A 24,291-nucleotide genomic window follows, 5' to 3' on the forward strand; every position below is an offset into this window, starting at 1 on the left:
ACGTCGCGGCGTGCGCCCGATGTCCTTCCGCCCGATCCTGCCTTCGGTCCTCGCAGTGCTGCTTTTGTTTGCCGGCATCGCGTCTTGCCCGGCGGCGGACACTCTGCCCACGAATGCGCCGCAGGAAAACAACCAGGATACCGGCACCACGACGCCGGTGCGTGCGCTGAAGGTGCCCGAAGTCACGTCCACCACGGGCTTTCGCTATCTCGACGGGGCGCTGGTGGTGGCGCCGCAGGTCTCGTTCGACAGCCTGTATTCCACCAATGTGCTGGAGTTGCCGCCGCCCACCAGCGGCGACCTCGGCCTCGTGGCGGCGCCGGCCATCAATATCAAGTATGACGCGGGAAACTACGGCGGCGCGCTGGCGGCGTCCTATCGGTATACGGATTATGTCCTGCACGATACGCTGGTGAAGAAGGAATATCTGTTCAACCCGTCCGCTTTCGGCAAGATCAACGAATATTGGACCTCCAATTCCAGCTATAAGGCGACCCAGCAGGCGCTCTCAAATGCCGCCCTGGGCGCCGTGCCCAAAGCGCTCAACACCATCACCAAGCAGCAGTACAAGACCGGGCTGGATTACGACCAGGGCCCCTGGTTCGGCGAGATCGCGGTCTCGATGAAGGACAGCCAGTTCTATTCCCAGAGCCTGGGATCGGGCGCCACGACCAGCCTCTATGAATTGGCGGATTTCAACCAGATCAACAAAGTCGGCTATAATTTCAACAAGACCGACAAGGTCTATGCGCTGGTGTCTCTCGACCGCACCATTTACACTATGACCGATCTGTATGATCGCAATTCTCTCGGCTATCTGGCGGCGGTCGGCTTCTCCTATGCCTTCAACCCGGCGCTGAACATATCCGGCCAGCTCGGCTATCTGATGCAGGATTATGCCGATCCCCGCTTTGCCATCGTCAGCACCCTCGTGGGCTATGCCAAGCTGAAATGGCAGATGGATGCCACCTGGAGCACCGAGCTCAATTGGAGCCGGCTCGCGTCCGAACTGGTCTATCCCGGAACGCCGGGCATCTTCATCAATACGTACGACGTCGCTCTGCGCAAGCAATACGATCCCAAGACGCTGTTCGAGGTGCGGTACCAATATATCGTCCAGGAAGCGATCCAGCTGCCGATCGTCTATGACGAGTCGGTTTATTCGATCGGCTGCCAATATGCCTGGAACGATCATACGACGATCGAATACGGCTACAAATTCAATCACCAGATCACGTCGGACAATTCGCAGAATTTCGACGAACACATCATCGGTGGCGGGATCACCTATAAATTCTGAAGGTACAATCGGAATCGCACATGATCAGCCGCGACAATATCAAGGATATCTACCCGCTGACCGCGTTCCAGGAGGGCATCGCCTTTCACGACCTGCTGGAGCGCGAGGCCGGTGGGGACGGGCAGCGCAGCTATTTCCAGCAGATGCGCTTTTCCATCCGCGGCCCGCTGGATGTCGCCGCCTTCGATCGCGCCTTTGCTTTGGTCGTGGCGCGGCACGACATGCTGCGCACCGTGTTCCGCCTCACGGGCGGCGATCGCGCGCTTCAGATCGTGCTGAAGGCGCGGCCGTTTGCCTGCGAGATCGTCGATCTCTCCGCCTTGCCGGCGCAGGACCGCGCCGCGCGGGTGGAGGCCTATGCGCAGGCGCAGCGGGCGCTGCCGTTCGATCTCCAGCGCGACGTGCTGCTGCGGGTCGGCGTGCTGGTCGAGACGCGCGAGCTTGCCCGCGTGGTGTTCTCCTTCCACCATATCCTGATGGACGGCTGGTGCATCGGCATCCTGCAGGACGAGCTGACGCGGGCCTATCAGGCGTATGCGCACGGCGCCGTACCGGTGCTGCCACGCCCGGTGCCGTTCAGCGCCTTCGTGAAGGCCTCGCTGGCGCGGCGCGCGCGCGCCGGGCTCGGCTATTGGCGCGATTATCTGGCCGGCGCCGACACCGCCTTGCCGCTGCCGGCCGCGCGGGCGCGCGCGCTCGGTACCGGGCGCGACATGCGCACCCATACGACGGGCTTTTCCGCAGACCTCACGCGCCGCCTCGCCGCGCGGGCGCAGGCGAGCGGGGCCACCTTCAATTCCCTGATCCAGGCGCTCTGGGGCCTGCTGCTGGCGAAGGTCGAGGATCGCGACGACGTGGTGTTCGGCGCCATGGCGTCCACGCGTCCGCCCGACATGGAGGGCGCGGACGCGATCCTCGGCCCGTGCATCGGCATGCTGCCGCTGCGGGTGCGCCTGAAGGCGGGCGAGAGCGTCTCCGCCTTCCTGCGCCGTGCACAGGACGAGCGCATGGACTGGCTGGAGAACGTGCATTGCGCGCTCGCCGACATCCAGGCCGCGAGCCCCCTGCGCCAGGGGCTGATCGGCCATTATTTCGTGTTCGAGAATTATCCGCTGGAGGACCGCTTCCAGGGCGCGGCGCAGGAGCTGGCGCCGGGCGTCACCATCGAGGATGTCAGCGTCTATCAGACCTCCAATTATGATTTCGGCGTGGTCGCTTTGCCGGGCGCGGCCCTGAAGATCGCCTTCACCTTCAACGCCGACGTGGTGGACCCGGAACGCGTCTCCCGCCTCGCCCTATGGCTGGAGGTGCTGGCGGAGCAAATCGCGGAGGCCCCGCAGCGCGCGGTCGACGACCTCACCTTGATGAGCCGGGAGGAGCACGACCGGGTGATGGCGTGGGGCCATGGCGGGGCGTTGCCGGCCCCGGCGATTGATCTGCGCGCGGCGCGTGCCGCCCTGGTCGCGCGGGAGGGCGAGGCGCCGGCCTTGCGGATCGGCGCGCGGATCGTGTCCCACGCGGCGCTTGAGCGTCACGCGCGCCACCTCGCCCAGCGGCTCGCGGACCTTGGCGCTACCCCATCCATTCCGGTAGCGCTGCATGCGGACGCGGGAGAAGGGCTGGCAACCGCCATGCTGGCCTGCCTTCTGCTGGGCGTGCCCTATGTGCCGCTGGATCTGCCGAGCCCGCCGGCGCGGCTCGGCCATATCCTCGCCGATTGCGGCGCGCGCCTGGTGCTGAGCGCGGCGCCGGAGCGCCTGCCGGAGCTGGTGGACGGCGTGGCGCTGCTGTCGCTGGAAGAGGAGCTGGAGCGCGCGCGGGACGCGGCGGGGGAGCTCGCGTGTGCCGACCTGCCGCCGCTGCCGGCCGATCCCACCGCTTATGTCATCTACACCTCGGGCACCACGGGCCAGCCCAAGGGCGTGCGCATCGGCCATGGGGCGCTGCTCGCCTATGTGTCCTGGCTGGTGCAGCGCTGCGGGCCGACCTTTCCGATCCGCACGGCGCTGCTCACCTCGCCGGCGTTCGATCTCGGCTATACCGCCATCTTCGGAGCGCTGCTGGGCGGCGGCTGCCTCTCGCTGCTCGACGAGGACGCGCGCCGCGATCCCGAGCACGTGCTGGCGCTGCTCGCCGCCCATAGGCTCACGCTGCTCAAGCTTACCCCCTCCTATCTCGCCATGCTGATGGCGACGCCCGGCAGCGCCGCGGCGTTCGCCGACGCGCGGGACCTGCGGCTCATCCTGCTGGGCGGGGAGGGGCAGAATTTCGCCGATCTCCAGCATCTTCAGCGGCTCGCGCCGCACGTGTCGCTGGCCAATCATTACGGGCCGACCGAGACCACCATCGGTTGCGTGAGCGGGCCGCTGGACGATCTCGCCCGCGCCGGGGAAGGGCCGCAGCGCATCGGCCGGCCGATCGTGGGCGCCCGCGCCTTCGTGTGCGACCACACCCTGCGGCCGGTGCCGGAAGGGGTGGCGGGTGAATTGCTGGTGGGCGGCGCGGGGCTCGCCCAGGGCTATGTGAACGCGTCCCCCGCGGATGCCGCGCGCTTCACCCGCTTGTCCCTGTCGGGTGATCCGGGCGCGAGCGACGTGCCCGTGTATCGCACCGGCGACAAGGTGCGCTGGCTCCCCGGCGGGCAGCTGGAATTCCTCGGTCGCATGGACGACCAGGTGAAGATTCGCGGCTATCGTGTCTCGCTGAAGGAGGTGGAAGCCGCCTTGCGCGCGCTGCCGCAGGTCGCCGATGCCGCTGCGGTGGTGGATGCGCGCAGCGGCACGGCGGAATTGTTCGCCTATGTGATCCTCGCCGAGGGCGCGGGCGCCGATGCCGGAGCGCTGCGCGCCGCGCTCGCCGCCCGCCTGCCGCCGGCCATGGTGCCGAGCCGGTTCTTCCCGATCTCGCGCTTTCCCATGACCGCCAATGGCAAGCTCGATCGCAAGGCGCTGGAAGAGCATTGGCGCGCCCCCGCCGCCGGCGCCCGCGCGGATGCGCCCGGCAGCGCCCTGGAGGAGGGGTTGCGGACGCTCTGGAAAGAGGTGCTGTTCCTCGAACAGGTGGGGCTGGAGGAGGATTTCTTCGCCCTCGGCGGCCATAGCCTCAAAGCCATCGCCCTGGTCTCGAAGGCCAAGGCGGCGCTTGGCCGCCAGCTCACCTTGCGCGCCCTGTTCGACCATCCCACCATTCGCGCGCTCGCCGCTCATCTGGAGCGTCCACCGGCCGACGCGGCGCCCGCGCCGCTGCTGAAGCTGCGCGCAGGCACGCCCGGCGCGCCGGTGGCCTTCTTCTTCCCGCCCGCGCTCGGCACCTCGACGCTCTATCGCGATCTCACCGAGCCGCTCGATTGCGATGTCGCGTGCTACGGCCTGCAGGCGCCGGGGTTCGATGCCGACATGCCGTTCGCGCCGAGCCTTGCGGCGGCGGCGGCGCTGTTTGCGGCGCAGATAGTGCCGGTGGAAAGCACCCATCCCGTGCGGCTGGTCGGCTGGTCGCTGGGCGCGCATTTCGCGCTCGAGACCGCACGGCTGCTGGAAGCGCGCGGGCGGGCGGTCACCCTCGTCCTGCTCGATGCGGCGCCGGAGGAGAGAGCCTCGGAAAAGGGCGCGACGCCGCCCGCTGCCTTCACCTTCGCGCACTTGCGCACCACGCCCTATTGGGGGCGGGTGCTCGCCATCATGGAGCAATTGCCGGCGGAGGATTTCGCCCGCATCGAACGCCTCGCCGCCCACAATCAGGCGATCGCCCGCGCCCACCGGCCAGAGGCGGCGCCTCTCTCAGCGCCCATCCTGTGCATCGAGGCGGCGGATGCTGTGCCCCGCGCGGGCGGCGTGGCGTTCCGGGCGGCGACGCGGGGCCCCTTCGTGTTGCACGAGGTGGGTGGGGATCATTATTCCATGTTCCACCCGCCCCATGTTCACACGGTGCTGGCCCTGCTGCGGCAGGTGCTGAGCGTGAGCGACGCGTCCGTCAGCGCACCGTCCGGCAAGGCGGCGCCCGCTGCCAGCGCCGCGCCGTCGTTGATCGTATAGGCGGCGAGATGCGGCTGCTTCTCGCCTCCGGCGCAGACCGCCAGGCAATGGCCGGGCGGCGCAACGCCGCTCCACAGCTGCCAGTCGCCGCGCGCCGCTCCGGAAAGCTGCGTCACCGCGAACGGATCGAACGCGAACTGCACCGTCTGCGGCGCCTGGGAGAGGCCGAGGCCGGCCGCCTTCAGCAGGCTTTCCTTCAAGGTCCACAGGGCGAAGAAGCGCCGGGCGCGGGCGGCCTCGTCCTTGAGCGCGGCCAGGGCCGCATGCTCGGCCGGCGCGCAGAAGGCGGTGGCGAGATCCAGCGTCGCGGTGGCCGGAACGATGGCTTCCACATCGACGCCCAGCGGGCCGTCTTCGCTCACCACCACCGCCACCAGCCCGGCGGTGTGGGAGAGGCTGAAGCTCACGCCCGCGCCGCCTTCGGCATGGGCCACGGGCTTGCCGAGCGGCGGCGCCGTAAAGCGCCAAGCGGCCGGCGGGACGGCGGGGCGGGCGCGGCTGAGGGCGAAGCGCGCAAGCGCATGGGCGGCGATGAAGGCGGTGCGATCGCGCGCAAAGCGCAGGCGCGCCGCGCGGGCGCATTCCTCCGCGTCCAGCACGGCGGCGAAAAGCGCATCCTCCCGCGGGCCGAGCCGGTCGAGGGCGAGCAGGTAAAGTTCGATCACCGCCCCGCTCTCCTTTTCACAGCCGCCGGGAGGGCCACGCGCTGCCCCTCCGGCGCGGATGCGCGCGCAGGGATGGACCACCGATGATGATCCCCGACAGCGACCAGACGGCGCAGATCCATCGCCTGTTTCGCGATCGCATTCAAGACGATGCGCCGGGTGCCGTGCTGGCGGTGTTGAGCGGCGGGGAATGCGTGCTGGAACACGCCTATGGCCGTGCGGATCTGGCCCAGAACGTGCCGCTCGATGGCGCGAGCGTGCTGCGCGTGGGCTCACAGAGCAAGCAGTTCGCGGTCTATCTCGCGCTTCAATTGGCACGCGCGGGCCGCCTGTCGCTTGACGATGCGGTGGGCAAGCACGTTTCCTGGGTGCCGTCCGCCTGGCGCCACGTGCGCCTGCGCAGCCTCGCCGCCAACACCAGCGGCATCCGCGACCTGCTGGATCTGATGGTGCTGGGCGGGGTCAACGCGCTCGGTCCGGTCTCGCGCGACCTGGAGCGGCGGGTGATCGCCATGAGCCCCGGCGTCGCCGCCGAAGAGGGCGCGGACCTGCTTTATTCCAACAGCAATTTCCTGCTGCTCACCGATGCGGTGGAGGCGGCCTCTGGTGCGCCGTTCGAGGATCTGCTGGCACGTTATGTCACCGGCCCGCTCGGCATGGCCGACACCCGCCTGCTGTGGCGGGACGATGAATGGACGCCGCGCCTCGCCGGCCATTATCGCCGCGACGGGGCCGGCGGCTTCCTACGCGCCATGTCGCTCGCCGCCTTGGGCGGGGAGGGCGGGCTGGTGTCCACGCGCGCCGATATGGTGCGCTGGCAGAAGCATTTGCGGGCCGGGCATCTTTCCGGCGATCCGATCATCAGCCAGATGGAGCCCGCCGATGCCGTGCCGCTCGCCAGCGGCAGCCCCTCGCCGTACGGGCTCGGCCTCGTGCGTACGGTCCATGGCGGCGTGGTGGGGATCGGGCATGGCGGCTCGGTGGTGGGCGCGCGTTCGGAATCCGTGCGCTTTCCCGGCCCCGATCTCGGCGTGGTGCTGATCGCCAATCGCGAGGATATCCCGGTGTTCGCGCTGGTGCGGCAGGTGCTGGACATCCTGCTGCGCCGTCCCTCCGCCGCGTTTCTGCCCGAGGAAGCGCTGGCGCCGCTGCGGGCCATGAGCGGCGTGTGGCGGGAGGAGGGCGGCGGGCGCGTGCTGGAGCTCGCGGCGGACGCAGCGGGCGCGACGCTCACCACCAGCATGGGGCCGGCGCCACTGGTGCCGGCGGAGCAGGGGCCGGGTGAGGGAGATTGGGTGATCCCGCAGATGGCGCTGCCGCCGCTCGCGGTGCTGGCGCAGGCGGGCGCGGCGCTGCACATCGCGCGCTGGGGGCGCGTCGCGCGCTTCGTGCCCGCACGCCCGGACGCGCCGCGCGCCGATCCGCGCGGCCGCTACCGGGCGCGGGACGTGGCCCTTGAGGCGGAGGTGACGGGAGACGCGGGCGACCTGCGCATCACACTCGCCTCGCCTTATGGCATCTGCCGGGCGCGCCTCCTCGCCTGCGACGGCGATCTGTTCCGCGCGGTGCCCGACGCTGAGGATCTGCACGGGCGTTGGCTGGCCTCGCCCTGGAATTCCGCCTGGCTGTTCAGCGCGTGGGTGCGACCCGGCGGCCTTGTGCTGAATTCCGACCAGAGCGCGGACCTGGTGTTCGACCGCCTGTAACGGAGAAGCGTCGGCCGCCCTGTGCGCTTTGGTTGCAGCCGCGTTTGCTCGCCTCTCCTTACGCAACTTTCGCGCACAGGTTAAGCTTTCGCCCCGATACGGCGGGGGCTGATCATGCATGCGAATCGGGTGAGGACTCTGGTGCGGCTTGCGGCTGCCTGCGTCTGGCTGGCCTTTCTTGTGCCGTCGGCCATGGCGGCGGACGGGCGGGCGACATTCATCGCCGAGAACCACTGCAAGATCTCAGACCGCCTCTTCGTGACCTACCTCGTGCGGCAAAAGATGGACCGATTTGTCGCTGTGTCGGTGAAGGGCGGGGACCAGCAATATGTGCAATGCCTGCTGCTGGAGGACAACATTCAGATGCTGTGCGAGGCGGCCTCCGGCTTCTATGGCGTGAAGAAAGGCGAGGTCCGGGACGAGGTGCGAATGAGCAACTTGGCGATCCTGGAAGCGGCGGGGTTCGACACCGACAGTTCAGAAGGGAATTTTCAGAAGCTTCTGGTCATTCTGAAACCCGGTGAGGACCTTGACCGCGTCGCCGATATGATGCTCGGCCTGTTGTACGATCTTTACGGTGCGCGCCGCGGCGATCAACTGACCTATGTGGCCCCGATGGCAATGGGCATTTTCGACCGATCCCGGTGCCCGGCGGCGTCCAAGCAGCCCTGACCGCGACCCCGGGGTTCGTCGCCCCTCACGCCCGCCATTCGCCGCCCGCCTGATCCATCGCGGCGAAAAGCTCCGTCGGATCGAGCGCGGCGATGGTGCCGACGCGGCCGGTCATGGTTCGCGCCATGAGCATCGCGTTTAGCACCGCTTCCTCGATGCCCTCCACCACCGCCAACAGCAGCGGATCGAGGCTCTCATTCGCATGCCACTCCAGCGTGGAGAGGGGCTTTTCCGGCAGTGGCCCGGGCCCGCCGGCGGTGGAGAAGGCGACGAACATGTCGCCCGAGGCATTGCCCGAGGGCGTGCCACCGCGCGCGATGCCAAGCCCGCCGCGCCGCGCGAGGCGCTCCAATTGGGTCGGATACAGCGGCGCGTCGGTGGCGATGATGCCGATGATGGAGCCGCTTTCGCGATTGATGCCGCGCGGATCCGGCAGATGGCGGCCCACGGGCAGGCCGAGCACCTGGAGCCAGGGGCGAATGCCGTGGTTCGCCTGCACCAGCACGCCCACCGTGAAGGTGCCGGCCGGCGTGCGCACGCGGCGCGACGCGGTGCCGGTGCCGCCCTTGAAGCCGTAGCAGATCATGCCCGTGCCGCCGCCCACATTGCCCTCCTCGAGCGGGCCGGAGCGGGCCGATTCGATGGCCGCGATCACGTCGTCCTCGGTGACATGCTGGCCGACGATGTCGTTCAGATAGCCGTCGAAGGTTTCGGCAGCCACCGGCATCACCCAGCTTTCATGGTCCAATTTGTCGCGGAAGCGCCTGCACATCCAGCGCACCGTGGCGTGGTGCGCGAGGCCGACGGAAAAGGTGTTGGTGATAGTGATCGGGCCGGAGAGCCAGCCGGCCTCGCGAATCCAATGGGTGCCGGTCATCTCCCCGCTGCCGTTCTGCGAGAAGAAGCCGGCCCACACCGGGTCGACCACCTGCGCGAGCGGGCGCGGCAGCACGGCGGTGACGCCGGTGCGCACCGGCGTGTCATCGTCCCGGATGATTGTATTAAAACCGACTTCAACCCCTGGTACGTCTGTGATTGCGTTCAGCGGTCCCGTTTGGCCGGGCAGGCGCAAGCCGGCATCCCGGGCGCGTTGCCGGCTTATGTTCTGATCGTGCCGAGACGGGGTGTTTGTCGTATCTGTCATGGTCTCCGCCCCCGCGCACCGGCGTTTCCGAAATGAAATTACAGATGAAGTGCGTCCTTCATAAGACATCGTGATTTAGCCACCTGTCATAGGCGTGTCGCAGTTTCGGGATCATTGGGGCCTCGCTCGCGGTACCAACATTCGGGGCATCATGAAATCGCATCAAGACGCGATAACGCTGAGCCATGCCTTGGCATCGAGCGCGGCGACAGCCGGGGGCATCACCTATTTCGGAGCCAGCAGGGGGGCGAGCTTCCTGTCCTATGCCGGCCTGCGCGCCCGCGCGCTCCGCTGGCTGCACCGGCTGGGCGAAGCCGGCGTGCGGCCGGGCGACGAGGTTCTGATCGCCACCGACGACACCGAGCTGTTCACCGCATTGTTCTGGGCCTGCATTCTCGGCCGCATCATCGCCGTTCCCGTGTCCACGCCCACAGGCGACGAGGGTGCGTTAAAGATCGGCCACATCTGGAGCGTGCTGCACCGGCCCTGGCTGGTGGGCGATGCCCGCGTCGCCGGGCGCGTGCGCGCCGTTGCGGATCAGCTCGATGCGGCGACCGCCGCCGCGCTCGGGCGCATCGAGGCGCGCAGCCTGGTGGCCGACAGCGCGCAGATCGAGGGTCCCGAGGCGCCGCAGGCCGAAGTTGGGCCGGACGATATCGCCTTCGTGCAATTCTCCTCCGGCTCCACCGGCGCGCCCAAGGGCGTGATGGTGACGCATGCCAATCTGCTGACCAATTGCGCCGCCATTCTCGGCGCCATCGACCATCCGGGCGCGCCGCCGCGCTTCGTGAGCTGGATGCCGCTGACCCATGATTTCGGCATCATCTGGTTCCACATCCTGCCCACAGTGTTCGGTCTCGACCATGGGCTGATTCCGACCAAGCTGTTCGTGCGCAATCCCCTGGTGTGGATGCAGGCGGCCTCCGACCTGAAGGCCAATGTCACCGGCGGTCCGAACTTCTCCTATCGCCATTTCCTCAAATATTTCGAGCCCGATGCACCGCGCGATTGGGACCTTTCGAACCTGCGGGTGATCGCCAACGGGGCGGAGCCGATCGCCTGCGCGCTCGGCATGGAATTCTCCCGCGCGCTCGCGCCGTTCAAGCTGCCGCAGGCAGCGTTGACCCCGGCCTATGGGCTCGCGGAAGGCACTTTGGTGGTCTCCATGGCGCCACCGGACGAAGCCATGTGCAGCGTGGTCGTGGACCGCGCGCAGGTGAGCCCCGGCCAGCCGGTGCGCGAGATCGACGGCACCGAGCCCGGCGTCTCCCCGGTGGATTTCGCAGATATCGGTCGCCCCATCGCCGATGTGGCGGTGCGCATCGCCGACGATGACGGGGCGGAGCTGGCGCAGGGCGTGGTCGGGCGCATCCAGATCCGCGGCGCCAGCGTGACGCGCGGCTATTACAACAACGAGGCCGCCACCCGCGCGGCCTTTACTGCCGATGGCTGGCTCGATACTGGCGATCTCGGCTTCCTGCGCAATCATCGCCTCATCGTCACCGGCCGCCGCAAGGATGTGATCATCCTCAACGGCGCGAACTTCTATCCGCAGGACATCGAGCGGGTGGCAAGCGCAGTGGAGGGGCTGGACCTCAACATGGTGGTGGCCTGCGCCATCGGCCGCGAGGTGACCGGCGACGACCGCGAGCATGTGGCGCTGTTCGTTCTCCACCGCCGCGATGCGGAGAGCTTCGCCCCCATCGCCGCCGGCGTGCGCGACGCGGTGCTGCGCGAGATCGGCATTCCTGTGGATTATGTGCTGCCGGTGGCGCGCATTCCCAAGACCACCAGCGGCAAGGTGCAGCGCTATCAGCTGGTGCAGCGCTTTGTGGCTGGCGAATTCCGCGAGGTGCGCGCCGATCTGGAAGCGCGCGAGGCGGCGGATGCCGCCGAGCTTGCCGCGGCATTCGCGGCCGGAGATGAGGCCGCGTTCGCGGCGCAGCTGCGCGCCCTCGCGCGGCGGATCGTCGAAGGCGGCGAGATCGCGCTCGACCGGCCGCTGATGGAAAGCGGCTTCACCTCGCTGCGCCTGGTGGAATTCGCGCGCCGCCTCACCCTCGCGCTGGGCGTGCGGGTGCAGGTGACCTTCCTGTTCGAGCACGCCACCCTGGCCGCGATCGCATCGGCGCTTCTCGCCCTGGCGCGCGCCGATGCGCGCGAGGCGGCACCCGCCGGCGATGGGGCGACCGCCGCGCCGCCTTCCCCGCTTCCCGTGTCGGTCCCGCGCATCGCCGTGAGCGGCCTTGCGCTGCGCCTGCCCGGCGGGGTGGAGACGCCGGACGCCTTTCGCGATCTCCTGCTGGCCGGGCGCGATGCCACCGGCGGCAAGCCGGCCGGGCGCTGGGGCGAGCTGCCCGCCGGGCTCTGCATCACCGAGCGCGGCGGCTATCTGACTGATATAGAGACCTTCCCGGCCCGCTTCTTCAACCTCACGCCCGCCGAGGCGGAAGCGGTCGATCCCCAGCAGCGCCTGCTGCTGATGACCGCCTGGGAGGCGCTGGAGCGCGCGGGCCTTGATCCCACCGCGCTGAAGGGCTCGCGCACCGGCGTGTTCGTGGGCGTGAGCGCGGGCGATTATGTGCAGGCGCAGGCCCGCGCCGGCCGGCTCGATGCCATCGGCCCCTATGCCTTCACCGGCACGATCCCGAGCGTCGCCGCCGGGCGCCTCGCTTATGTGCTGGGCCTCCAGGGGCCGGTGCTCTCCGTGGATACGGCCTGCTCGTCCTCGCTCGCGGCGCTGCATCTGGCGGTGCGCGCGCTGCGTGCGGGCGAATGCACGCGCGCCATCGTCGCCGGCGTGAACCTGATCCTGAGCCCCGACCTCCAGGTGGGGCTGACGCGGATGAACGCGCTGTCCGCCGACGGACGCTGCAAGAGTTTCGATGCCGCCGCCGACGGCTACGGGCGCGGCGAGGGCTGCGTTGCCCTGGTGCTGGAGGCTGAAAGCGCCCGGCCGGCGCGGGTGCTCGCCTATGTGCGCGGCAGCGCGATCAATCACGACGGTGCCTCGAACGGGCTGACGGCCCCCAACGGCGCCGCCCAGCGGGCGGTGATCGCCGAGGCGCTGGCCGATGCCGGGCTTGCCCCGGCGGATGTGGATTATGTGGAAGCCCACGGCACCGGCACGCCGCTCGGCGATCCCATCGAGGCCATGGCGCTCGCGGACGCCTATGGGCGCGGGCGCGCGGCGCCGCTGAAGATCGGGTCGGTGAAGACCAATATCGGCCATCTGGAAGCCGCCGCCGGCCTTGCCGGATTGGCCAAGCTGCTGGTGGCGCTGGGCGCCCGCACGCTGCCGGCCTCATTGCATCTCAACACGCCCAATCCGCTGATCCCCTGGGCCGAACTGCCGCTGGCGCCGATCACCGCCGCGACCCCCTGGCACAGCGCGACCGGCGCGCCGCTGCGGGCCGGCCTCTCCTCTTTCGGCATGAGCGGCACCAACGCCCATGTGGTGATCGAGGAGGCCGAGGAGGGCCCGGAAGAGGCCGCGCCTGTGACCGCGCGGCCGACCATCTTGCCGCTGTCCGCCCGCACGGCGGAAGACCTTGCCCTGCTCGCCGCGCGCTATGCCGATGCGCTTGAGGGGGCGGATATTGCCCGCCTGCACGATCTCGCCCGCACCGCCGCCTGCGCCCGCGCGCCGTTCGAGCATCGCTTTGCAATCTCCGGAACCAGCACGGACGTGTTCGTGGACGCGCTGCGCGCCGCCACCTCGCGCCGGCGCGAAGGCGCAAAGGCGCCGTCCCTGGTGTTCCTGCTGCCGGGGCAGGGCGCCCATGCGCCGGAAACCGTGCGCCATCTGTTCGCCGCCGAGCCCGCGTTCCGCGCCGCGCTGCTGGAGGCGGACGCGGCGCTGGCCGGCGTGCTCGACCGCCCCTTGAGCGAGATCCTGCTGGGCGAGGATGCGCACCTGCTCGCCCAGACCCGCTATAACCAGCCCGGCGCGGTCGCGCTCGCTTTGGCAGGCGCCGCGCTGCTGCGCAGCTTCGGGCTTGAACCTGCCGTGGTGCTCGGCCATTCGGCGGGCGAAATCGCCGCCGCCGCCATCGGCGGGCTGATCGCGCCCAACGCCGCCCTGCGCTTCGCCGCCGCGCGCGGCGCGGCCATGGATCGCCTGCCGTCCGGCGCCATGGCGGCGGTGGAGGCAGAGCCGGCCCTGATCGCCGAAATCCTCGCGGACCTGTCCGAGTGCGTCTGCGTCGGCGCGTGGAACGGGGCGGCGCGCGCCACCCTCTCGGGCACGCATGAGGGCATCGCCCTTGCCGGGGTGCGGTTCAAGGCGCGCGGCTGCCGGGTGACCCCGCTCAGCGTGTCCCACGCCTTCCATTCGCCCATGATGGACGGGGCGCTGGAGGCGATCGGCGCCGCCGCCGCGCCCCTCGCGCCCGGCACGCCCGCCTGCCGCGTCGTCTCGTCGTTGACGGGCGCGCTGCTGCGTCCCGGCGATCTGGCGGACGGTGCCCATTGGGTGCGCCATGCCCGCCAGCCGGTGGCGTTCGCGGCCGCTTTGTCCTGCGCCATCGAAGCCGCTGGTGCGGAGGGCGAGCCGATCCTGCTTGATCTCGGCGTGCGGCCGGTGCTTGCGCCGCTCGCGGCGGCGGCAATGCCCTCGGCCCGGGTGCTGTCCTGCTTCGATGCGCGCCAGGGCGAAGGGGCGCTGCTGCGCCTCGTTGGCACTTTGTTCGAGCTTGGACAGCCGATCGCCTGGCCGGCGGTATTCGCCGGTCGCGCGGGCCGCATCGCGGATGCGCCCACCTCCCCCTTCACCGGCCGCACCCGCGTGCTACCCACACGTCACGACATGGGACCCATGGCGCAGATCGAGGCGGGCCGCGCGCCCGAAACCGCTTCACACGCAACAGGTGGGACCGTCTCCCCCGTCCGCGCCCTGCCACGCGCGGCCGTCGCTGGCACCATCCGCACCATCTTGCGCGGCATCGCAGGTCTTGCACCGCAGGATGTGGAGGGCGGCACCTCCTGGTTCAGCCTGGGGCTGGATTCGCTGCTGGTGGTGCAGCTCCAGCAGGCGCTGGCGCGGGAATATGACATCGACCTGCCGCTGGCCGAGGTGATGGAACGCGGCGACACGCTCGACACGCTCACCGACCTCGTCCTCGAACGCGCCGCGCCGCCCGTCGAGGCCGCGCCGGCCCCCGCCGACGCTCCGTCGCCCGCCCCATCTCTTCACGCCGTGGCGGCCCTCGCGCCGCAGTCCCCGGCTGCGTCCGCCTCGGCCCTCGCGCCGCCGGTCGCCGAGGGAGCGAGCGGGCTGATGGCCTTGCAGATCGAGGCCATGAGCCGGCTCTTCACCCAGCAGCTCGCGGCACTCGGCGCTTGCCCGGCCGCCCCCTTGCCGGCGCGCGCCGCCTCTGCGCCCACGGCCCGGCCGGTCGCCAATACAGCCGCCGCCTCAGCCCCGGCCGCGCCGCCACCCGCCGCGAAGCAGGAAGTGAAGGGCCTGTTCAAGGCCGACCGTAGCCAGCGCAGGGAATTGGGCGCCGTTAACGCCGCCCATGTGCATCGCCTGGCGCAGGCCTATAACGCGCGCACCGGCGCCTCCAAGGCCCATACCGCCGCCCATCGCGACGTCTATGCCAATCCGCGCGCGGTCATCGGCTTCCGTCCGGAATGGAAGGAACTGAACTATCCGCTCCATGTGGAGCGCGCCGAAGGTCCCTTCGTGTTCGACATGGACGGCCATCGCTATGTCGACATCACCATGGGCTTCGGCGTGACCCTGTTCGGGCATAATCCCCCGTTCGTGCGCGATGCCTTGCTGGCCGAAATTGCCGCCGGCTATCCCATCGGCCCGCAGACCCCGCGCGCCGGGCGGGTCGCCCGCAAGATCCAGGACATGACGGGCGCCGAGCGCGTGGCCTTCTTCACCACCGGCACCGAGGCGGTGATGGTGGCGTTGCGCCTCGCCCGCGCCAAGACCGGCCGCCGCAAGATCGTGACCTTCGTCAATTCCTACCACGGCACGTTCGACGGCGTGCTGGCCGTGGGCTGGGCGGACGGCGAGAAGGTCAACACCATGCCGGTCAGCGACGGCACGCCGGAAGGCATGGTGGAGGATGTGATCGTGCTGCGCTACGGCGAGGACGACGCGCTCGACATCCTCGCCCGTCATGCCGACAGCCTCGCCGCCGTGCTGGTGGAGCCGGTGCAGAGCCGCGATCCCGTGGTGCAGCCGCGCGCCTTCCTGCATCGCCTGCGCGATCTCACGAAAGCGCACGGCGTCGCGCTGATCTTCGACGAGACCATCACCGGCTTCCGCGTCCATCCCGCCGGTGCCCAGCATCATTTCCGGGTGAAGGCGGACATCGTCACCTACGGCAAGGTGGTGGGCGGCGGGCTGCCCATCGGCGTCGTCACCGGCACGGCGCAATATCTCGACGCGGTGGACGGCGGCAACTGGCTCTATGGCGACGACAGCGTGCCCACCGCGCGCACCGCCTTCGTCGCCGGCACCTTCAACAACCATCCCCTCACCATGGCCGCCGCCGAGGCGACCCTGGATTATCTCGCGGCCGAGGGCGCGACGCTGCAAGACGCACTGAACGCGCGCACCAAGGCCATGTGCGACGAGCTGAACGCCTGGTTCACGGCCGAGGACCTGCCCATCCGCATGGTGCACTTCTCCTCGCTGTTTCGCTTCGACTATGGCGGCGACACCGAGATCCTGAACTATCACTTGCTGAAGAACGGCGTGTTCGTGTGGGAGGGGCGCAATTGCTTCCTCTCCACCGCCCACGGGGAGGCGGAGGTGCGCTTCCTCATTGATGCGGTGAAGCTGGGCATTGCCGAGATGCGCGCGGGGGGCTGGCTGCCGCCGCGCGATCCCGCACCACCGCCGGCCGGCCCGCAGCCGGGCGCTTTCCCGCTTGGCCGGGGCCAGCGCGAGATGCGCGCGCTCATCGCGGCGGATCCGCAGGCGAGCCTTGCCTATAATGAGATGATCGCGCTCGACCTGTCGGGCCCGCTGGACCCGGCGGCGCTGGAGCGCGCGTTCGCGGCGCTCGTGGCGCGCCACGATGCACTGCGCATCGTGCGGCTGGATGAGGCCCGCTGCCACTTTTCCAGCACCGCCGCAGCTGCCTTCACGTGCGAGGACATGGCGAGCGCCGGCGTGCGGGCGCGGCTGGAGCGCGACCTGGCGACCGCTTTCGATCTCTCCCGCGGGCCGCTGGTGCGGGCGTTGCTGCTGCGCCTTTCGGGCGAGCGCCATGTGTTCGCCTTCACCGCCCACCACATCGTCGCCGACGGCTGGTCGCTCGGCCTGATGGCGAGCGAGCTTGCCGCGCTCTATGGCGCCGAGGTCTCCGGCGTCCCTGTGGAACTGCCGCCCGCGCGGTCGTTCGGCGATTTCGTCGCCTGGACGCGCGGCGTTCCTCACGCTGTGGGGGAGATGCCCTCCGCCGTGCCGGTGGCGCTGCCGCGCATTGATGCTGCGGATGACGGACGGGTGCACCTGAAGGCGGACCGCGTGCGCGGCGCCGACATTTTCGAGGATGCCAAGGCCTATGCCCGCCGGAAGGGCGTGAGCCCCTTCATGGTGATGCTGGCGGCCTATGCGCTGCTGCTCTGCCGGCTCGGCAACCAGCGCCGCCTCACCATCGGCGTGCCGCTCGCGGGCCACACCACCGCTGGCCTGCCGGTGATGGTGGGCGCCGCTTCCGCCATAATGCCGGTGACGCTGGACCTCGATGCCGCCGTCCCATTCGATACGCTGGTGGGGCAGGTGCGCGCGGCGTTGAACCGCGCCCAGCACGAAGCCGCGCAGCTCCTGAGCGACGAGGTGCCGGCCGAGGGCATCAGCGTCAACGTGCTGTTCAACCTCGATCGCGGTTTCGAACTGAGCCTGCCCGGCCTTGCGCTTGACTGGATCTCCCCGCCGGTGCGCCACGCCAAGAAGGACCTGTTCCTGAACCTGCTGGAGTTGAACGGGGAAACGCTGATTGATTTCGACCATGCGGGGACGGTGGCCGATGCGCCGACCGCCCGCCGCTGGCTCGACAGCTTCTTGTCCCTGCTCGCCGAGGGCGTGCGCGCGCCACAGACCGCGCTCTCGGACCTCCCGCTCTCGTCCGCCGATCGCGCGGCGCAGGGGGCCGCCGACATCAACGGCCGCGCGACTTTCGACGTTTTCGATCGCCCCGCCGCCATCGGCGTTGCCGCGCCGCTCGCCGCACGCGCCGCCGGGGGCGCCTGGATGCGCACCGGCGAACTGGGCGTGCTGGCGGCGGACGGGCGGCTCGCGATCCTCGGCCGGGAAGAGGATTTCGCCTTCACCCGCTCCGGCCCGGTGGACCTGCGCCCCGTCGCCCAGGTGTTGCGCGAGCATCCCGCGCTTGCCGACGCCGCCCTGGTGCGGGAGGGCGAGGGCCTTACGGCCGTCGTCGTCGGCCATGCGGGCGCCGCGCCGGATTTCGCCGCGCTCGCCGCCTATTGCGCGCTGCGCCTGCCGGTGGAGCGCCGGCCCGACGCGTTCCTGGCCTGCCCCGCATTGCCCTTAGGCGAAGACGGCACGCCGGATCGCGCCGCGCTCGCCGCCTTGCCGGGCGCGCGCGTGCCGGCCCGCCTGATGGTGGCGCCGCGCACCAGCGAGGAACAGGTGATCGCCGGCATCTGGGCCACCGTGCTGGGCCTGAAGCAGGTGGGCGTCACCGAAAGCTTCTTCGATCTCGGGGGCCACAGCCTGAAGGCGCTTGCGATCCTCGCCCGTGTGGAGGCCGCGCTCGGCCGTGCGGTGCCGCTGCGCGCCTTCTTCGAGCAGCCCACCGTGGCTGGCCTCGCCGCCAATCTGTCCAGCGGTGCGGCCCATGCGCCCATCGCGCCGCTGCCGCTGGCCGCCGACTACGCTCCCGCCAAGGTCCAGGCCGGCCTGTGGATGCTGGAGCAGATGGACCCCGGCCTGATCGCCTATAATATCGGCTTCGTTCTGCACGCCGCGCACGCGTTCGACGAAGCGGCGCTGACCCGCGCGCTGACCCGCCTCGCTGTCCGTCACGAGAGCCTGCGAACCGCCCTGGTGGAGGTGGACGGCCTGCCGCGGCAGGTGATTTTCCCCACACCCCGCCTCGACCTGCGGGTGGAGGCGGCGGCGCATCTTTCTCCCGAGATGCGCGATGGCGTCCTGCGGGACTTCGCCAGCGCGCCGTTCGCGCTCGACCGGGCGCCGCTGTGGCGCGCGCTGCTGCTGCGGGGCGAACATGCGGATGCGCAAGCGGGCGGCGAGGCCTTGGCGTTCACGCTCCACCACATCATTTCCGATGTCTGGTCGGTTGGGGTGTTCACCCGAGATCTGCTGGCGCTGCTCGCCGAGGAGAGCGGCGGCGTGCCGGCCGCGCTGCCCGCGCTCGATGTGCAGTACAAGGATTGTATCGCCGTCCCGCGCGCCGATGCCGAGGCACATCTCGCTTATTGGCGCGCGCAGCTTTCCGGTGCCCCGGTGCTGGAGCTGCCCGCCGATGCGCCGCGCCCGCCGCGCAAGACCCATGACGGCGACCATGTGGTTCAACTCATTCCCGCCGCCGATGCGGCCGCGCTGAAGGCCCTTGCGGCGGCGCGGGGGGCGAGCGCGTTCACGGCCGTGGCGGCCGCCTTCCAGGCCCTGCTTTGCGGCATCACGGGCGCCCGCGACCTGGTCATCGGCACGGTCACCGCCGGGCGCGATCATCCCGTCACCGCCGACCAGATCGGCTTCTTCGTCAATACACTCGCGCTGCGCGGCCGGGTGGACCCGGACCAGGGCTTCGCCGCGCTGCTGGATGGCACGCGCGACGCTCTGCTGGCCGCCGCCGCGCACGGCACCGTGCCGTTCGATCGCGTGGTGGAGGCGCTCGGCGCACCGCGCGATGCCGCGCGCAATCCGCTGTTCGAAGTGGTCCTGGTGATGGACGACCGGGACGAGATCTCCCGCCTGCTGCGCGGCACCGGCATGACCCTCGACGAGGTGGACATCCCCGCCGCCCAGTTCGACCTCACGCTCTATGTGACCGACGGCCCCGACGGCCTGCGCATCAAGGCCACCTACAATACCCGCCTGTTCGCCCGCGCCCGTGTCGCCGGATGGATGGCGCTCCTGGCGGATCTCGTGCGCGCGGTCTGCGCCGATGCGCGCGCCCCGCTCGCCGGGATTTTGGGCGAAGGCGGGACGGGCAGCGGCGGGACGAGTTTCGCGCTGCCGAGCTTCCACCAGGAACGGCTCTGGTTCGTGGACCGGTTCGAGCGCGGGGTTCTCTATCCGGCCGGGCCGACCTATTACAACATGCCGGTGATCGCCCGCATCGACGGCGGGCTGGAGACTGCGCGGCTGGAGCGGGCGGCGCAGCGCCTCGTCGCGCGCCACGAAATTCTGCGGATGGCGCTGGCCACCCGCGAGGAACGGCCGGCGCTCGATATCCGGGTCGAGGCGCGCCTTCCCATCACGGAGATCGAGGTGTCCCCCGGCGCCGGACTCACCGCGCTGGAAGAGGCATCGCGCCAGTCGTTCGCGCTCGACACGGCGCCGCTCGCGCGCCTCACCTTGTGCCGCGAGCGCAATGGCGGCACCAATTTCACCGCCACCTGGCTGGCGCTGACCGCTCATCACGGCATCGCCGACAAGGCGAGCCTGCACAAGCTGATGGGCGAGCTTGCCGAGCTCTACGCCGCCCCCGACGGCGCGATGCCTCCGGCCGGCGCGTTCAGCCGTGAAATCGCCGCGCCCGAGCGCGCCGCCGAAGCCAGCCATGGCGCGGCCGCCGCCCATTGGCGCGCCCGCATGGAGGGGCTCGCGGCGCTCGTGCTGCCCACCGACCGGCCGCGCGCGGCGATCCACACCTACACCGCCGATCGCGCCGCCGGCTGGGTGGACGGCGCGACGCTGGCCCGGCTCGACGCCTTCGCCGCCAGCGAGGGTCTCTCGCGCCGCGACGTGCTGCGCGCCTGTTATCAGGCGCTGCTGCACCGGCTGTGCGACCAGGGCGACATCATCATCGGCGAGCCGCTGGAACCGGCCGGCGTGCTCGCCGCGCTCGGCCCGCGCACCAATCTCCTGCCGCTGCGGGTGAGCGTCGATCCGGGCGAGAGCTTCGCCGCCTTCGCCCGACGCTCCGCCGCCCGCGCGGCCGAGGATGCCACCCACGGCGCCATGCCGTTCGATCTCGCCGTGCTCGCGGTCAAGCCGAAGAACGACATGAGCCGCACCGCTTTGTTCGACGTGCTGTTCCACTATGACACCGCCCACGGCAACCCTGCGCCCGGCTGGCAGGCGGCCGATACCGGGCTCGGCTGGGGCAAGTATGACCTCGTTCTGTCGCTCACCGCCGATGCCGACGGCCTCGCGACCAGTCTCGTCTTCAACCGCGACCTGTTCGACGCCGCGACCGGCGCGGACATGAGCGAGCGGTACGTGCGCCTCGTCTCCGCCGCCATGGCCGCGCCCGGCAGCGCGCTTTCGACTCTCGACATCATGCTGCCGGGCGAGCGCGCCGCGTTGCTCGCGCGTGCCGCGGATGTGGCCGATTTTCCCGCCGACGTCACCCTGGTCTCGGTGTTCGAGGCCGTGGCCGGCGCCCATGCCGCGCGCATCGCCGCGAGCGACGCGGCCGGGGCCCTGACCTATGAGGCGCTGAACGCCCGGGCCAATCGCATTGCCCACGCCTTGATCGCCCACGGCGTGGCGGCGGACGAACTGGTGGGCCTGCTCGTGGGCCGCACCCTGGCGATCCCGACCGGCATCCTCGGCATCCTCAAGGCGGGCGGCGCCTATCTGCCCATCGACCCGGCCTATCCCGAGGATCGCATCCGCTTCATGACCGGCGACAGCGGCCTGCGCCTGATCGTCGCCGATGCCGCGCACGCCGCGCTGGCCCGTTCGCTCGGCGCGCAGGTGTTGGTGATCGAGGATGTGACGATTGCCGGCGGCGCGATGGTGTCGGCCAACCCCGCGCCGCGCGCGAGGCCGCAGGATCTGGCCTATGTGATCTATACCTCGGGCTCCACCGGGCGGCCCAAGGGCTGCATGATCGAGCATCGAAACGTCATCCAATTGTTCTTCCACCGCGGCCGCCAGTTCGACTTCGGCCCGCAGGACGTGTGGACGCTGTTCCATTCCGCCTGCTTCGATTTCTCCACCTGGGAACTCTACGGCGCACTGCTGTTCGGCGGCCGGGTGGTGGTGGTGCCCCAGGAACTGACCCGCGAGCCCGGCGCCTTCCTCGACCTGCTGGCGCGCGAGGGCGTGAGCGTGCTCAGCCAGACGCCCACCGCCTTCTATGCCCTCACGGATGCCGCCTGCGCCCGCGAGGCGCTGCCGCTGCGCCTGCGCGAGATCGTGTTCGGCGGGGAAGCCCTGCTGCCGGCGCGGCTCGCGCCCTGGCGGGCGCTCTATCCCCAGGCGCGCCTCGTCAACATGTACGGCATCACCGAGACCACCGTGCATGTCACCTTCAAGGAGATCGGCGCGGAAGAGATCGCCGACGGGCGCAGCGTCATCGGCGCTCCGCTTCCCTCCTATGGCGTGGTGCTGGTGGGGCCGGACCTCGCACTGCGGCCGCGCGGGCTGACCGGGGAAATCCTCGTCAGCGGACACGGGGTGGCGCGCGGCTATCTCAACCGGCCGGATCTGACCGCCGACCGCTTCATCTCCCATCCCGATTTGCCCGGCCAGCGGCTCTATCGCTCCGGCGATCTCGGGCGCATCGGGGCGGACGGAGCGTTGCTCTATCTCGGCCGCATGGACGACCAGGTGAAGATCCGCGGCTTCCGCATCGAGCTGGGCGAGATCGAACGCCAGCTGATCGCCCATCCCGGCATCCGCGACGCGGCCGTCATGCCCGAGGGCGGCGACCGCGCGGACAGCCGAGGCGAGAGCCTCACCGCTTACATCGTGCCGCACGCCAATGCCGAGGGCGCGGCGCTCGGGCGCGAGGCGCTGTTCCATCATCTCGCGGACAAGCTGCCGGACTATATGATCCCTGCGCGCTTCATCCGCGTGGCCGCCATTCCCCTCACCGCCAACGGCAAGGCCGACCGTCGCGCGCTGCGGGCCGAGGGCGGCGCGCCGCTCGGCGCCCAGGGTGCCGCGCAGGGGCAGGGCGCCGCCGCGCTCACGCCGTTCCAGCAAGCGGTGGCCGATATCTGGTGCGAGGTGCTCGACCTGCCGGCGGTGGCGCTTGAGGATAATTTCTTCGAGCTGGGCGGCCACAGCCTGAAAGCCAACCAGGCCGTGGTGCGGCTGCGCCAGCGGCTTGGCGCGAGCCTCGATCTGCGCGATTTTTTCTCTTCCCAGACTCTCGGCGTGCTGGTGGAGCTGATCGCCGGGCGCGCGGGCGCCGTGGTGCCGCCGCCGAACGCGCTGCTGCCGGCGGCGGAGGCGGCGGATTATCCGCTCTCCTTCGCCCAGCGCCGTCTGTTCATGGTGCAGGCGCTGGACCCGTCCACCGTCACCTACAACATGGTGGGCGCGCTCCGGCTCGACGGCGTGGTGGATTTCGACGCGCTCGCCCGCGCTTTCACTGCGCTGGTGGCGCGGCACGAAATCCTGCGCACGCGCTTCCTCACGCGGGGCGGCGTGCCGCGCCAGGAGGTGCGCGCCGCTGGACCCGACCAACTGTTCCTCGCGCGCGGCGCGGGGGGCGAGGATGAGATCGCGCGGCGTCTTCAGGAAGAATTCCACCATGTGTTCGACCTCGCCGCCGGGCCGCTGCTGCGGGTGCATCTGCTGGCGGATCCGGCGCGCACCGGCGGGGCGATCCTCATCAATATCCATCACATCGTCTGCGACGGCTGGTCGGTGAATGTGATGCTGCGGGATCTGGAGGCCCTGTACCGGGCCGCGCTCCACAGCCCCCGCGCCCCCGCGATCGACCTGCCGGGCCTGTCGGACCTGCCGCCGCTGGAGCTGCAATACAAGGATTACGCGGTCTGGCAGAGCGGGCAGGAGCTTGGTGCGGCGGCGCGCGCCTATTGGCTCGGCCGCTTTGAGGAGGGCGCGCCGGTGCTCCACCTGCCCACCGACCACGCGCGGCCCGCACGCCCAAGCGGCGCCGGGCGCATCGTGCCCGCGATCATGGACGATGTGCTCACCGCCGGCCTGAACGGCCTCGCCCGGCGCGCCGACACCAGCCTGTTCGTGCTGCTCACCGCTTTGGTGCGGCTGCATCTCGCCTTGCTGTCGGGGGATGAGGACATCGTCATCGGCACTCCGGTCGCCGGGCGCGACCGGCTGGAGCTGGAGCCGCAAGTGGGCTTCTATCTCAACATGCTCGCCCTGCGCGGGCAGGTGCGCGAGGGCGCCGCCTTCGCCGACCTGCTCGCCGCCGAGCGCGCGCTGGTTCTCGACGCCTTTGCCCACCAGGCCTTCCCGTTCGACGCCTTGGTGGAGGCGGTCGGCCCCGCCGAGGAAGAGGGGCGCGCGCCGCTGTTCGACGTGGTTGTGATCCTCCAGAACAACGATCCCGTGCGGCTCGATCTCGGTGCCGCCACGGGCGTCGCCCTGCGCGATGCCAGCGTCAGCGCGAAATACGATCTGAACTTCATGTTCGAGGAGAAGCCGCATCTCGAACTGCTGCTGGAATATTCCAGCGACGTGTTCGATGCCGAAACGGTCGAGGCCATGGCGGCGGATTTCGTGCGCCTCGCGCGGGCGGTTACAGCCGCGCCCCAGGCCCTGCTCGGCGATTTGCGGACCGTGCTGGAGCCGCCCGAACCGCAGCCTGAAACCTCGGAGCCCGCCGCCCCCGCCACGGGCCTGCTCGACCAGCCGGATGCGTGGTGAGCC

7 protein-coding genes are annotated in these 24,291 nt (G+C 70.2%); 5 read left to right on the forward strand and 2 right to left on the reverse strand.

Going from position 1 to position 24,291, the window contains the following annotated elements; genetic code table 11:
• Positions 1-19: 19 nt before the first annotated feature.
• Together V5F78_RS03180 and V5F78_RS03185 are read left to right on the forward strand one after the other, a co-directional pair.
• Positions 20-1,300 carry an outer membrane beta-barrel protein gene (locus V5F78_RS03180; RefSeq protein WP_394066627.1) on the forward strand — a complete coding sequence of 427 codons (1,281 nt, stop codon included), beginning with the start codon at positions 20-22 and terminating at the stop codon, positions 1,298-1,300.
• 20 nt (positions 1,301-1,320) lie between these two features.
• Positions 1,321-5,331: a non-ribosomal peptide synthetase gene (locus V5F78_RS03185; protein ID WP_394066625.1), complete on the forward strand. Its 4,011-nt coding sequence runs from the start codon at positions 1,321-1,323 to the stop codon at positions 5,329-5,331.
• Here V5F78_RS03185 and V5F78_RS03190 read toward each other — a convergent pair.
• Positions 5,217-5,996, reverse strand: coding sequence for a 4'-phosphopantetheinyl transferase family protein (locus V5F78_RS03190; protein WP_394066624.1), 780 nt, complete (start codon positions 5,994-5,996; stop codon positions 5,217-5,219). The two genes, V5F78_RS03185 and V5F78_RS03190, sit on opposite strands and share 115 nt — an antisense overlap.
• Positions 5,997-6,079: 83 nt before the next feature.
• Here V5F78_RS03190 and V5F78_RS03195 point away from each other — a divergent pair, with 83 nt between their 5' ends.
• The gene (locus V5F78_RS03195) at positions 6,080-7,702 is read left to right on the forward strand and encodes a serine hydrolase domain-containing protein (protein WP_394066622.1); all 1,623 of its coding nucleotides are present in this window, start codon (positions 6,080-6,082) and stop codon (positions 7,700-7,702) included.
• A 114-nt stretch (positions 7,703-7,816) separates the two neighbouring features.
• Entirely contained in the window at positions 7,817-8,374 is a 558-nt protein-coding gene (locus V5F78_RS03200) for a hypothetical protein (protein WP_394066620.1), read from the forward strand.
• A gap of 25 nt (positions 8,375-8,399) precedes the next feature.
• Here the strand turns inward: V5F78_RS03200 and V5F78_RS03205 are convergent, their stop codons facing one another.
• Positions 8,400-9,518 carry a DmpA family aminopeptidase gene (locus tag V5F78_RS03205; RefSeq protein ID WP_394066618.1) on the reverse strand — a complete coding sequence of 373 codons (1,119 nt, stop codon included), beginning with the start codon at positions 9,516-9,518 and terminating at the stop codon, positions 8,400-8,402.
• A 151-nt stretch (positions 9,519-9,669) separates the two neighbouring features.
• On the opposite strand from V5F78_RS03205, the gene V5F78_RS03210 reads away from it, so the two are divergent.
• Positions 9,670-24,288, forward strand: coding sequence for a non-ribosomal peptide synthetase (locus V5F78_RS03210; RefSeq protein WP_394066616.1), 14,619 nt, complete (start codon positions 9,670-9,672; stop codon positions 24,286-24,288).
• The last annotated feature ends 3 nt before the right edge of the window (positions 24,289-24,291 follow it).

Origin of the sequence: Roseixanthobacter glucoisosaccharinicivorans, from assembly GCF_043195095.2 — a bacterium.
GTDB lineage: Bacteria > Pseudomonadota > Alphaproteobacteria > Rhizobiales > Xanthobacteraceae > NCEH01.

What these genes read in the sequence shown, in the direction of transcription:
- V5F78_RS03205 (WP_394066618.1), bottom strand. Translation starts at nt 9,518, where the DNA reads ATGACAGATACGACAAACACCCCGTCTCGGCACGATCAGAACATAAGC.
- V5F78_RS03200 (WP_394066620.1), top strand. Translation starts at nt 7,817, where the DNA reads ATGCATGCGAATCGGGTGAGGACTCTGGTGCGGCTTGCGGCTGCCTGC.
- V5F78_RS03185 (WP_394066625.1), top strand. Translation starts at nt 1,321, where the DNA reads ATGATCAGCCGCGACAATATCAAGGATATCTACCCGCTGACCGCGTTC.
- V5F78_RS03195 (WP_394066622.1), top strand. Translation starts at nt 6,080, where the DNA reads ATGATGATCCCCGACAGCGACCAGACGGCGCAGATCCATCGCCTGTTT.
- V5F78_RS03180 (WP_394066627.1), top strand. Translation starts at nt 20, where the DNA reads ATGTCCTTCCGCCCGATCCTGCCTTCGGTCCTCGCAGTGCTGCTTTTG.
- V5F78_RS03210 (WP_394066616.1), top strand. Translation starts at nt 9,670, where the DNA reads ATGAAATCGCATCAAGACGCGATAACGCTGAGCCATGCCTTGGCATCG.